The 12,246-nt window shown below is 73.9% G+C and carries 12 protein-coding genes; 4 read left to right on the top strand and 8 right to left on the bottom strand.

Features of this window, described 5'->3' with window-relative positions:
- The first annotated feature begins 7 nt into the window (after positions 1 to 7).
- Both IEZ27_RS01690 and IEZ27_RS01685 read left to right on the top strand, forming a co-directional pair.
- Complete coding sequence (locus IEZ27_RS01690) at positions 8 to 556, top strand: TetR/AcrR family transcriptional regulator (RefSeq protein ID WP_189645544.1); 549 nt, start codon at positions 8 to 10, stop codon at positions 554 to 556.
- 92 nt (positions 557 to 648) lie between these two features.
- Positions 649 to 1,080 carry an ATP-binding protein gene (locus IEZ27_RS01685; protein WP_189645543.1) on the top strand — a complete coding sequence of 144 codons (432 nt, stop codon included), beginning with the start codon at positions 649 to 651 and terminating at the stop codon, positions 1,078 to 1,080.
- Between the two features lie 112 nt (positions 1,081 to 1,192).
- Here IEZ27_RS01685 and IEZ27_RS01680 read toward each other — a convergent pair whose 3' ends face one another.
- Both IEZ27_RS01680 and IEZ27_RS01675 read right to left on the bottom strand, forming a co-directional pair.
- Positions 1,193 to 1,549 (bottom strand): hypothetical protein, encoded by a 357-nt coding sequence (locus IEZ27_RS01680; protein WP_189645542.1) that lies wholly within the window; start codon positions 1,547 to 1,549, stop codon positions 1,193 to 1,195.
- A 58-nt stretch (positions 1,550 to 1,607) separates the two neighbouring features.
- Complete coding sequence (locus IEZ27_RS01675; RefSeq protein ID WP_189645541.1) at positions 1,608 to 2,567, bottom strand: Ppx/GppA phosphatase family protein; 960 nt, start codon at positions 2,565 to 2,567, stop codon at positions 1,608 to 1,610.
- Positions 2,568 to 2,834: 267 nt separating this feature from the next.
- Between IEZ27_RS01675 and IEZ27_RS01670 the strand changes: the two genes are divergently transcribed.
- Positions 2,835 to 3,650 carry a formylglycine-generating enzyme family protein gene (locus IEZ27_RS01670; protein ID WP_189645929.1) on the top strand — a complete coding sequence of 272 codons (816 nt, stop codon included), beginning with the start codon at positions 2,835 to 2,837 and terminating at the stop codon, positions 3,648 to 3,650.
- 4 nt (positions 3,651 to 3,654) lie between these two features.
- The gene (locus IEZ27_RS01665; RefSeq protein ID WP_229823075.1) at positions 3,655 to 4,941 is read left to right on the top strand and encodes a UDP-N-acetylglucosamine--N-acetylmuramyl-(pentapeptide) pyrophosphoryl-undecaprenol N-acetylglucosamine transferase; all 1,287 of its coding nucleotides are present in this window, start codon (positions 3,655 to 3,657) and stop codon (positions 4,939 to 4,941) included.
- Here the strand turns inward: IEZ27_RS01665 and IEZ27_RS01660 are convergent.
- From IEZ27_RS01660 to IEZ27_RS01635, 6 genes are all read right to left on the bottom strand, one after another.
- A complete protein-coding gene (locus IEZ27_RS01660; protein WP_229823074.1) occupies positions 4,881 to 5,816 on the bottom strand; it encodes a hypothetical protein in 936 nt (311 codons plus the stop codon). The genes IEZ27_RS01665 and IEZ27_RS01660 overlap by 61 nt on opposite strands.
- Positions 5,817 to 5,901: 85 nt before the next feature.
- Positions 5,902 to 6,789 (bottom strand): hypothetical protein, encoded by an 888-nt coding sequence (locus IEZ27_RS01655; RefSeq protein WP_229823073.1) that lies wholly within the window; start codon positions 6,787 to 6,789, stop codon positions 5,902 to 5,904.
- Positions 6,790 to 6,838: 49 nt separating this feature from the next.
- Positions 6,839 to 8,809 (bottom strand): MMPL family transporter, encoded by a 1,971-nt coding sequence (locus tag IEZ27_RS01650; RefSeq protein ID WP_189645540.1) that lies wholly within the window; start codon positions 8,807 to 8,809, stop codon positions 6,839 to 6,841.
- Between the two features lie 109 nt (positions 8,810 to 8,918).
- Positions 8,919 to 9,566 carry a response regulator transcription factor gene (locus IEZ27_RS01645; RefSeq protein ID WP_189645539.1) on the bottom strand — a complete coding sequence of 216 codons (648 nt, stop codon included), beginning with the start codon at positions 9,564 to 9,566 and terminating at the stop codon, positions 8,919 to 8,921.
- The gene (locus tag IEZ27_RS01640) at positions 9,563 to 10,696 is read right to left on the bottom strand and encodes a sensor histidine kinase (protein ID WP_189645538.1); all 1,134 of its coding nucleotides are present in this window, start codon (positions 10,694 to 10,696) and stop codon (positions 9,563 to 9,565) included. The genes IEZ27_RS01645 and IEZ27_RS01640 overlap by 4 nt, the downstream gene beginning before the upstream one ends.
- Entirely contained in the window at positions 10,693 to 12,132 is a 1,440-nt protein-coding gene (locus IEZ27_RS01635) for a hypothetical protein (RefSeq protein WP_189645537.1), read from the bottom strand. Before IEZ27_RS01635 ends, IEZ27_RS01640 begins: the two co-directional genes overlap by 4 nt.
- Positions 12,133 to 12,246 lie beyond the last annotated feature (114 nt).

Genomic DNA, 12,246 nt, shown 5'->3' with positions numbered 1-12,246 from the left:
GTGCGAAGTGCGGGAAGACACGCGGACGCGGATCCAGGAGATCGCGCTGAGGCTCTTCACGGAGCAGGGTTACGAGGCGACCTCGCTGCGCGAGATCGCGGAAGAGCTGGGCGTGACCAAGGCCGCTCTGTACTACCACTTCAAGACGAAGGACGACATCGTCGGCAGCCTCGTCGATCTGCGGGTGGCCGAGGTCCAGGAGCTGCTCGAATGGGCCAAGAGCCGGCCGAAGACCCTGGAGACCCGCCGTGAGCTGCTGGAACGCTACGCCGAGCGGCTCCGGCAGCCCCGCTACCTGGCGGTCGCCCGCTTCCTGGAGAGCAACCAGACGGCGATGCGCAACCATCCGAAGCTCGCCAAGATGCGCGACACGATGATGGAGCTCACCGCCGAGATGAGCGACCCCGACGCCACGCCCACCGAGCGCATCAGCCGGTCGCTGGCGCTGTTCGCGCTGCACGCCGGGAAGTGGCTGACGATGGCCGGCCAAGGGCTGACCGAGGAGGAAATCGACAAGGCGTGCATGGAGGTGGCGCTGCGGCTCGTCGAGGAGTAGCCGCTTTCCCCGAACTTTGCCGCCGGGACCGACGATTGCCGCAGCGGATCCGGGGCAGGATGCTCGCACGCATCCAGACGGGAGGAGACGCGGTGGAGGCCACGATAGCTCTCCGACTGCCCAGGGATGCGGCGAGCGTCCCGCTGATCAGGCAGATGCTGGACGGCACGCTGCGGTCGCTCGGCGTCGAGCCCCAGGTACGCGAGGACATCGAGCTCATGCTGACCGAGGCGTGCGCCAACGTCGTCAAGCACGCGACGCCCAGCGACGACTACACCGTCAGCGCCTGCGTACGTGACGACCTGTGCACCATCAAGGTCGTCGACACCGGGGGCGGCTTCGACCCGCACCGCGTGATCGAGCCGGATCCCGAGGCCGAGCACGGCAGGGGCCTGCAGATCATGCGCGCGCTCGCCGACGACATCCGCTTCACCAACATCCGCGAGAACGGGGCGATGGTCTGCCTGGAGAAGAGACTGCGCTTCGCCCCCGGGGCGGCGGGGCAGCACCTCATCGCCGGGTGATCCGCATCCCACGGCCGGGGCCGCCGCTCACACGGCGGCCCCGGCCGTTCGCCGTTCCCTGAGCCCTTCCGGGACAGGCCCTCCGGGACAGGGGACGGCGCCAGGGGGCGGCTCAGTGAGAAGTGAGGCCGGAACGGCCGCGAAGGCGGGCCCGGCGGCCGGGGCGGCGGACGCCGGGACGCCGCTCGCCCGAACGGGCGACGGCGGCGAGCCTGAAGCGGCGGCTCACCAGGGGCGTGCCCCCGCTCAGCTCGGCCCGCAGCCGGGCCGGCGCCTCAGGGGCGCTGAGCTTCAGCGGCAGCCGCGCCCCACGGCGGGTCAGCCGCCGCCACAACGCGCGCCAGTCCGCCAACGATCCGGCCAGCGCCGCCAGCGCGAGCATCGCGACCACCGCGATGACCAGGACGGCCAGGACGATGAGGACGAAGACCACCACGAGGGAGCCGATCGTACCGATGACTGTCAACATTGGACGAAAAGTGCCCATTCACCAGCGAACTATGCCAATTTATGGGGATAGATCGACCTTACTCGGTAATCCCGGCGGACTGATCGAGCCGACTGGGCAACATGTCGAGCCGGCGCAGTATCACTCCCTCGCGCAGCGCCCACGGGCACACCTCCAGCCGGTCCACCTCGAACAGGTCCATCGTCGCGTCGGCCACCAGCGCCCCGGCCGCGAGCTGCGCCGCGCGCCCCTCCGACACCCCGGACAACTCGGCCCGCTCGGCCGACCCCATGGTGGTCAGCCGGACCGCCCACTCGGCCATGTCCTCGCGCGAGAGCGCGCGCGAGACGTAGGGCCCCTCGTTCGAGGGGGCCGCCCCGGCGATCCTGGCGAGCTGCTTGAAGGTCTTGGAGGTGGCCACGGCCCGGTCGGGCTCGCCGTACCTGGCCACGTCGCCGACGGTGCGGGCGATCTCCGTACGGACGTGCTTGCGCAGCTTGCGCACCTCCTCGGCGGAGGGCGGGTCGCCGGTGAACCAGTCGCGGGTCAGGCGTCCGGCGCCGAGCGGCAGCGACACGGCCACGTCGGGCTCCTCGTCCACCCCCGCGGCGACCTCCAGCGAGCCGCCGCCGATGTCGAAGGCCAGCAGCCGCCCGGACGACCACCCGAACCACCGGCGCACCGCCAGGAACGTCAGCCGGGCCTCGTCGCGCCCGGACAACACCGCGATGTGCACGCCGCACCGCTTGTCGATCTCGGCGAGCACCTGCTCACCGTTGGCCGAGTCGCGTACGGCGGAGGTGGCGAAGGCGAGCAGGTCCTCCACGCCCTTGTCCTCGGCCAGGCGCACGGCCTCGTCCACGAACGCGCGCAGCCGCTCGATGCCCTCGGGCGCGAGCCTGTTGTCCTGGCCCAGGTACTGGGTGAGGCGCAGCTCCTCCTTGTGGGAGTAGGCGGGCATGGGTCGCGCGCCCCGGTGGGCGTCGACGACGAGTAAATGGACGGTGTTCGAGCCGATGTCCAGCACGCCTAGTCGCATGGGAAAACGCTACCGGTCTGCGACTTTTTGGGCGAAGCCGGCTCTAACCCTGAGGAGAACACCGGTGGGCTGAGCGGAGCCGGGTGGCCTCCCGGCCGCGGCCCGGGACGGCCGCGTCATCGTACGCATGGTCAGGGGACTACCCTTCCCATGGTGACATGACACGTTTGGGGGGTTTCCGTGAGCGCGTGCTGTGGTCCGAGCAGGGGGGCCGACGCCCCGCCTCGCCAGGTCGAGGTGATCACGCGGCGGACGGCGCCGCGCGGCATGGTGCGCGTCCCCGGCGGCACGTTCCTCATGGGCGGTGACGACCCCGACGGCCGCCCGGAGGACGGCGAGGGCCCGGTGCGCGAGGTGCGGCTCGACCCGTTCCTGATCGACCCGGCGTGCGTGACGAACGCGCAGTTCGCCACGTTCGTCAAGGAGACCGGGTACGTCACCGAGGCCGAGAGCATCGGCTGGTCGTTCGTGTTCCGGCAGTTCGCGGCGGCCGGGATCATGGACGCGAGCGTGCCGCAGGCGCCCTGGTGGGTGGGCGTGGAAGGGGCGACCTGGCGCTCCCCCGAGGGCCCCGGCTCGACGGCCGGCGACCGCCAGAACCACCCGGTCGTGCACGTGTCGTGGAACGACGCGAACGCCTACGCCGCGTGGGCCGGCAAGCGCCTGCCGACCGAGGCCGAGTGGGAGATGGCCGCCCGCGGCGGGCTCGAACGCGCCCGCTACCCCTGGGGCGACGAGCTGACCCCCAACGGACGGCAGCGCTGCAACATCTGGCAGGGCCGTTTCCCGAGTGCGCCGAGCAAGGGCACGATGCCGGTCAAGTCGTTCCAGCCCAACGGCTACGGGCTCTACAACGTCTCCGGCAACGTCTGGGAGTGGACGGCCGACTGGTGGGGCACCACGTGGGAGCCCTCGTCCGGCAATCCGGCGGGTCCGGCGGACGGCACGGCGAAGGTGATCCGCGGCGGGTCGTACATGTGCCACGATTCCTACTGCAACCGGTACCGGGTGGCCGCGCGTACGTCGAACACGCCGGACTCCTCGACCGGGCACACCGGCTTCCGCTGCGCGGCCATAGTCTGAGCGCATGTCACGAACCCTGCGACTGTTGATCACCGGCGGCGGCACCGGCGGTCACACCTATCCGGCCCTGACGACCCTGACGGCCGTCCAGCGACGTCAGGTGCCGCACGACGTGCTGTGGGTGGGCACGGAGAGCGGCCTGGAGGCCCGGATCACGGCCGAGCACGGCATCCCGTTCAAGGCGATCACCACGGGCAAGCTGCGCCGCCGGCCCAACCTCAAGGAGCTCGGCACCAACATCGCCGACGTGTTCCGCATCCCCGTCGGGGTGTTCCAGGCCGTGGGGCACGCCGCCCGCTACCTGCCCGACGTGGTGCTGTCCACCGGCGGTTACGTGGCCGTGCCGATCGGCGTGGCGGCCAAGCTGATCCGGCGTCCCCTGGTCATGCACGAGCAGACCACCGTGGTGGGCCTGGCCAACCGCATCCTGTCCAGGCTGGCGACCCGGATCGCGTTGTCGCACGAGTCGTCGCTGGAGTACCTGCCGGCCTCGGCGCGGGCCAAGGCCGTGGTGACGGGCAACCCGGTGCGGCCGGAGCTGCTGCAGGGCAACCGGGCGGCGGCCTACGACCTGTTCGGGCTGACGTTCGAGGTGCCGCTGATCTACGTGACCGGCGGGGCGCAGGGCAGCAAGCAGATCAACACCCTGATCGCCGAGATCCTGCCCCGGCTGTTGCCGCACGCGCAGATCGTGCACCAGTGCGGGCCGGCGTGGATCGACCAGATGCGGGCGGTCGAGGTGCCGCCGGACCTGGCCGACCGTTACCACCCGGTGCCGTACGTGGGGGCCGAGCTGCCCGACCTGTTCGCGGCGGCCGACGTGGTGATCTCGCGCAGCGGCGCGGGCACGGTGTCGGAGCTGACCGCGATCGGCAAGCCGTCGCTGCTGATCCCGCTGATCCCGACCGGGGGCGACGAGCAGCGCAAGAACGCCGGTTACCTGGTCTCGGCGGGGGCGGCGCGGGCGCTGCTGGAGCCGCGTCCGACGGCCGAGCAGCTGCTCGGCGAGCTGATGCCGATGCTGGCCGATCCGGGGCTGCGGGCGGCGATGGGGCAGGCGGCGGGCAGGCTGGGCCGCGTCGACGCCGCCGACGCGCTCTGCGACCTGCTCCTCGAAACCGCCCACACCGGAACGCAACCCCCGCACGCCGCGCAGTCCCACGTCCCGCAGGCCCAGGTGCCGCACGACCCTCACGCCCCGTACGGCCAGGGTGGCCTGGGAGGCGGCGCTCAGGGACCGGGCGGGCCGGGCTTCGGGGCCGGTGGGTCCGGTGGGCGGGGTTCCAGGTAGCGGAAGGCCTCGTGGGCGGAGCTGACGCTCCGCCTCAGCGCCTGGTCCAGCCGGTCGGCGTCCTCGGTCAGCCGGGCCAGCTCGCCCGTCATGGCGTCGCCGGCGCCGGCCTCGGCGAGCAGCTCCTCGTACTCGTGCAGCCGTCCGCGCAGCTCGGCGATCTGCTCCCGCGCCCGGTAGGCGCGCTCGGCCTCGGCCACGTTGGCGGCGTACCGTTCCAGGTCCTCCACCCGGCCGAGGACGGCCTGCTCGCTGCTGTCCAGCGCCTTGGCCAGCGGGCGCGCCACGTCCGCCACCTCGGGCGTGCTCTCCCCGGCCAGCGTCCGCCGGTGCCGGGCGCGCAGCCCGGACAGCTTGCCCAGCAGGCGGGCGATCTCCCACTCCTGGGCGGGCAGCATCACCGCGTTGCGCACGTCGTCCAGCAGCCCATGGGTGTTGACGCGGGACTCCGTCACCGTGGCGACGGCGCGCTGGGCCCGGCGCAGCAGCCTGCGCGAGGGCTCGTCGAGGTCGTCGATGAGCACGTACCGGCCCTCGTGCCGGGCCGCCCGCGCGTGGACCTGCCGCTCGTACGCGACCTCCTCGTCCTCCGGCGTCCCGTTGCGGACGAACGTCCCGATCGCCAGCGGGATGGACAGGAGCAGGAGCAACAACATCCCGAAGCTGCGGCCGAACGCCCCGGCGCCCAGGAGCATGCCGAGGCAGACGGTCGCCCCGCAGATCGCACCCAGCCGCCAGTACGGCCACGCGGCCCCGCCCCGGCCGGGCCGTTCCGGGACCCAGCCCCCGCGCATCCTGAGCAGCAGCCGCCGGTTGTCCCTGAGCAGGCAGGCGTCGTCCGGCGGCACACCGGGGTCGACGACCACGTCCGCCATGAGGTCGGATCGGATGGAAGTTCACCTCCTGAGGGGCGGAACGCCGTTCGGGCGCCGGCCGGGCGGTCCGCCGGGGTTGTCCGGGTCAGCTCTCCAGGTACCGGAACGCCTCGTGGGCCGAGCGCACGCTGCGCCGCAACACCCGTTCGAGGTGGTCGGCGTCCTCGGCGAGCCGGTCGATCTCCGGCACGGCCAGCGCGTCGGCGCCGGACTCGGCCAGCAGTTCCTCGTAGCGCGGCAGGCGGGTGCGCAGCTCCTCGATCTGGCCGCGGGCGTGGAAGGCACGCTCGGCCTCGGCGACGTGCCCGGCGTAACGTTCCAGGGCCTCGACACGGGCGATCATGGCGGCCTCGCTGGTGGCCAGGGCCCGGTCCAGGGGCTCGATGACCGCGGCCACCTCGGGGGCGATGCCCCGGGACACCAGGTCCCGGTGCTCGGCGCGTAAGGCCGACAGCTTGGCCAGCAGGCGGGCGATCTCCCACTCCTGGCCGGGCAGCATGGCCGCGTTGCGGGCGTCGTCCAGCAGCCCCTCGGCGTTGACGTGGGAGCGCAGCACCGAGCCGATCGCGCCCTGCGCCCTGGTCAGCACGTCCGCGGCGTCCCGGTCGAAGTCCTCGGGGAGCAGGTAGCGGCCTTGGTGGAGGCGGGCCTGCTCGTACACGCCGCGGTCGCGCGACAGGTCCTCCTCCGGCAGCTCGCTCATCGAGGCGATCTTGACCAGGACGACGAGCACGAACGCGCCCAGCAACATGAACCCGACGCCCGGGTGCGACCAGGCCAGGAGCACGGTCATGAGCGCGACCACCGCGGGCGTGGCGGCCAGCAGCGCCACGCTGGAGACGTTCCTGAACCGGGCGGGCCGTTCCCCGGCCGGGGGCACCCAGCCCGACCTGATCCTGGACAGCAGCGGCGCGTTGGCCCGCAGCAACCCCGCGACCTCCGGGGGAACTCCCGGATCGACGACCACTCCCACGTTCTGTCCCGGCACCTTGGCGCCCCCAACGCTCGTGATGCTGTGGATATTACGTATTTTTTCGCAAGGATGTCAGCCTCCGCGGGGTCAGGACGGGAAACCACCAGGCCCGCTCCCCCAGCACCTCCATGACCGCGGGCACCAGCACCAGGCGCACCACCGTGGCGTCGAGCAGCACCGCGACGGCCAGCCCGACCCCCATGATCCGCAGCGCGCGGTCGTCGAAGGCGCCGAACGCGGCGAACACGCAGAACATGATCGAGGCCGCGGCGGTGATCACCCCGGCGGTGCGAGCCAGGCCGGCGGCCACCGCCCCGCCCGCGTCGGCGGTCCGCGTGTACTCCTCCCTGACGCGGGAGAGCAGGAACACCTCGTAGTCCATCGACAACCCGAACGTGACGACGAACAACATCATCGGCACCCACGCGTCCACCGGCCCGCCGGTGCCGAGGCCGAGCACGTCCCACTGGAAGACGGCCACGACCACGCCGTAGGCGGCGGCGACGGACAGCAGGTTGACCACGATGGCCTTGACGGGCAGCACCAGGCTCCGGAACACCACCGTGAGCAACACGAACGCGGCCAGCAGCACACCCCCGACGGTCCACGGCAGGCGTCCGGCGGAGAAGGCGGCGTAGTCGGCGGCGGCGGCCGTGGCGCCGGTGACCAGCACCGGGGCGGGCAGCGCGGCCCGCAGGCGGTGGAGGAGATCGGTGGTCCGCTCGTCCTGGGGGCCGGTCCGGGGGATGACGAGCGCCGAGCGCTCGCCCGTGGCGAAGGCGCGTGCCACGCCCGGCGTGCGGCCCGCCAGCGCGGCGGCCTCCTCGGCGCCGATCCGGCCCGGGTCGGCGACGGCCAGCACGAGCGGCCCCGCCCAGCCCGGCCCGAAGGCCCGGCCGAGCAGGTCGTGGGCGCGCCTGGTGGTGTCGGTGACCGGCCGGTTGCCCGCGTCCGACCAGCCCGTACGCAGGTCCGCGGCGGGCAGCGCGAGCACGGCGAGCGCCACCAGGGCGAGCGCGCCCGTCAGCCTCGGACGCCGCCGCACGACCCGGCTCCAGCGCAGGGCGGGCCGCGGGCCGCCGGCCGTACGGCGCCCGCGGGCGAACCTGTCGATCCGGTGGCCGATCAGCGCCAGCAGCGCCGGCAGCAGGGTGAGCGAGGCCAGCATCACCATGAGCACGCCGCATCCGGCGGCCAGCGCGATCCCGCCGCCGATCGCCGGGCCGAGGAACAGGATGCCCGAGCCGGTGGCGATCACGATCAGCCCGGCGAACAGCACCGACCGGCCAGCCGTGCGCATGGCCTCGGTGACGGCCCGTTCGACGTCGCCGTGCTCATGGAGGGCGGCGCGGTGGCGGGTGACGATCAGCAGGGCGTAGTCGACGCCGACGCCGAGCCCCAGCATGATCGTCAGGTAGACGGCGAAGGCGGGGGTGTCCACGAGGTTGCTCAGCACGGTCAGGAGCGCGACGCCGCAGGTCACCCCCGCCACGCCGACGACCAGGGGCAGCGCGGCGGCGATCACGGAGCGCAGGGCGAGCAACAGGATCACCGCGGCGGCCAGCAGGCCGACGCCCTCGGTGAGCCCTCCCGGCGCGAAGTCGGCGAAGTCGCCGCCCGACAGCTCGACGTCCGCGCCGGGGACGCGCAGGCCGTCGCGTGCCTGCTTGAGCCGCCGGGCGGTGTCCTCGTCCGGGTAGTCCAGCGGGACGCGGGCGACGGTGCCGTCCCCGGACAGGACGGCGGGTCCCGTGTGTACGCCGGGCAGCGCGAGGGCGGCGGTCACCCGGCGTACGTGGGCGTCCTGGACGCCCGAGGGGACGGAGACGACGATCGCGCCCTTCGGCTCGGCGGCGGCCGGTCCCAGCAGCGCGGCGGCCCGGCCGCTCTCGGAGTCCGGCAGGCTGAAGTCGTCGTGGGAGGGGCCGGGGGCGAGCGCGGCGGCGGTGACGAGGGCGGCGCACAGGGCGAGCCACATCAGCACGACCAGGCGCCGGTGGCGTAGGCAGAATCGGATCATGGGGCGACGGTAGGAACCGCGGCCGCCCGGAGGCATCGGCCCTGCACGGGCGACCGGCTGCACCCGCCGCGGTACCGCCAGCTCCCGGCCGGAGTACGCCGGGGTGCGGTCAGCCCGCTCCCGGCCGGACGAGGCCGCTCTCGTAGGCGAGGACGACGAGCTGGGCCCTGTCGTGCACGGCGAGCTTGGCCATCATACGGTTGACGTGCGTCTTGACGGTGGCAGGGCTCATCAGGAGATGTGCGGCGATCTCGGCGTTGGTACGGCCGCGGGCGACCCCGGCCAGGACCTCGCGCTCGCGTCCGGTCAGCGGGGCCAGGCGGCCGGTGTCGAGGACGGCGGGCCGGGCGGTGAACTCCTCGATCAGCCGCCGCGTGACGCCGGGCGACAGGAGCGCGTCGCCGCGGGCGGCCACCCGTACGGCGTGCCGGATCTCGGCGGGTTCGGCGTCCTTGACCAGGAAGCCGCTCGCCCCGGCGCGCAGCGCCTCGTAGACGTACTCGTCCAGGTCGAAGGTGGTGACGACGACGACGCGGGTGGGGCCGCCGGCCAGGGTCCTGGTGGCCTGGAGGCCGTCGGTGCCGGGCATGCGGATGTCCATGAGGGCCACGTCGGGCCGCAGGCGTCCGGCCAGCCGTACGGCCTCGGCGCCGTCGGCGGCCTCGCCCACCACGGTCAGGTCGTCCTCGGTCTCCAGCAGCGCCCGCAGCCCGGCCCTGACCAGCGGCTGGTCGTCGGCCAGCAGGACGGCGATCACGCGGGCAGCCGGGCGGCGACCCGGAATCCGCCGCCGGGGCCGTCGCCGGTGTCGAGGCGGCCGCCCGCGGCGGCGACGCGCTCGGCCATGCCGGTCAGGCCGTGGCCGCGCGGGGCCCGGCTGCCCTTCCCGTCGTCGTCCACGCGCACGGTCACGGCTCCCGTCTCGTAGGTGAGGGTCACGCGGGCGCGGGTGGCGGCCGCGTGCCGGATGGTGTTGGTCAGCGCCTCCTGGACCACACGGTAGACGGTCAGGTCGGCGGCGGGCGGCAGGGTACGGGGCTCCCCCTCGACGTCGAGCGTCACGGGCAGCCCGGCGGCGCCGAGCAGTCCGGGCAGCTGCGCGCACCCCGGCGACGGGCTCCTGGGCTCGCCACCGCCACCGTCCCCGTACCCGTCCCCAGGGGCGTGCGGCGGGCGCAGGACGCCCAGGACGGCCTTCATCTCGGTGAGCGCCTGGCGGCTGGAGGCGCGGATGACCCGCAGCGCCTCGGCGGCCTCCGGCGGGCCGCCCGCGCGGGCGACGGCCTCGGCGGCGACCGCGGCGTGCAGGGCGATGACCGACACCGTGTGCGAGGTGACGTCGTGCAGCTCCCTGGCCACCCGCAGGCGTTCCTCCTGGGCCCGGCGACGCGCCTCCTCCTCGCGGGTGCGCTCGGCCTCGGCGGCCCGCCGCTCGGCCTCGGCGGCACGGGCGCGCCGCGCCCCGGACGCCTCGGCGAGCTGCGCCACGGCCGTCACGATCAGCGCCCACAGGGCCACCCCCGCCGCGTTGTCGGCCTCCGGCGCCGGGATCAGCACGGCGGCGGGCACCGCCACCAGGAAGGCCGCCCCCGCCCACCCGAGCGCCCGCCGCCCGGCCGCGACGACCGAGAACAGCGCGACCAGCGCGGGCGCGGGCCACAGGGCCAGGGCGTACCCGAGTGCGAAGAAGGCCGCCGTGGCGGCGGCCGTGGCGGCCAGCACGGCCGGGGCGCGGCCGGGGAGCCAGGCCAGGGCGAGCACGTTCAGGGCCAGGAGCGTCCAGCCGAGCACGTCGAGGGGGCGGGCCTGCGGCTGGTTGGCGTAGGCCATGACGGTGGAGGCGAACACCACCGCCGCCATGCCGCACACCAGCGCGATCGTCCTCATACCGGCACGGTAGTGCGCTCCTTCTCCCTCGCGCGATACCGCCGTCGCCGTACCCCCGCTACGGCCAGCGCGGCAGAGACGCAGGCGAGCGGGATGGCGGGCAGCACGTACCGGTGGTCGAAGTCGAGGGCGGCCACCGGCGCGACGAGCAGGAACGCCGCCATCGCCCACGGCAGCAGCGCGGCCCGCCGGCGGCCGGCCGAGCCCAGCGCGCCCGCCAGGAGCAGCACGCCGAACACGGTCCCGTGCAGGGCCCACGGGTAGGGGTAGGCGGCCAGGACGGAGGCGGCCGGCTCGGCCGAGCTCATGCCGCGGATGCCGGGGTCGTACTCGGCGCGTACCTCGGCGATGAGGGCGTGCTGCTCGGGGAGCGGCCAGGAGCCCTTGGGGAAGGTCGTGGACGGGCTCACCCGCTTGGGGTGGGCGACCGGCTGCCAGGTGAAGGCGAGCGAGGTGTCGCGGACGACCTCGCGCAGGTAGTCCAGCGGCTGGGCGGCGATGGCGCGCACCGCGAACGACCTGGCCAGGTCGTTGTGGGCGAACCGGTCGCCGGGCAGCCGGTTGAGCGAGGCGGCGGGGTCCCAGACGTACTCGGAGGCGGCGTCGAGGACGGTGCCGTTCGGGCAGAGCGGGGCCTCGGCGGGCGGCGGCTGGATGATCGAGCAGTCGGCGAAGGTCATGGTACGGGCCCACAGGGCGACGCCGTCGGAGCCGCTGAGGGCGAACCTGCCGTGGTGCTGGGCGTACCAGCCGGCGTAGGCCACCAGCGGGAGCGTCCCGGCCAGCACCAGCGCGGCCACCCGCCGCCAGGGCGCCCGGCGCAGCACCAGCCAGCCGGCGGCCAGGGCGAGCAGCGGCACGGCGGCCGTCCTGGTCAGCCCGGCGAGCGCGAGCAGCAGCCCGGCCACCGCCGCCGCCCGCCCCGACGGCAGCCCCGGCCACAATCCCCCGGACGGGTCGTTGCGCCACATCAGGACGAGCAGCGCGGCCATGATCAGGAAGATGACCTGAAGGTCCGACAACACGGCGTGCTCCAGCCGGACGAAGGCCGGGTCGAACAGCACCGGCACGGCCGCCAGCGTCGCCCCCCAGCCGGGCAGCGAACGGCGGCGCAGCAGCGCGTAGATCATCACGCCGATCCCGAGGCCCATCGCGTGCTGCACCCCGGCGATCAGCTCGACGCTGCGGAAGGGACGCAGCGCCCACAGGAACCACGAGTACCCGGCGGGGTGGAAGGCCGCCTGGGGCCGCATGTGCACGGCGGTGTCCAGGTACGTGAAGGAGTCGTACCAGTAGAGCTGCGCGGTGTCGTACCCGAGCATGACCAGCACCCGCAGCGCGACGGCCAGGGCCAGCGCGCCGGCGAACAGTCCGTGGCCGGGCAGGCGGCGCGCGGCGGGCGCGCGCGGGCGCGTCCGCGCCAGTGTGAGTGCCATGGACTTTCTCCCCCGTCGGCGACCGGGCCGATCCCGGTCGTTCGGAGGGCAGTCCAGCGATCCGCCGATAACCTTGGCGTCACCTGAAGTGGTTATGCCCGCGTTATGGGGTCT

Source organism: Nonomuraea spiralis, assembly GCF_014648435.1.
Lineage (GTDB): Bacteria > Actinomycetota > Actinomycetes > Streptosporangiales > Streptosporangiaceae > Nonomuraea > Nonomuraea spiralis.
The sequence above is the reverse complement of the archived record's forward strand: the minus strand, read 5'-3'. Positions and strand labels throughout refer to the sequence as shown.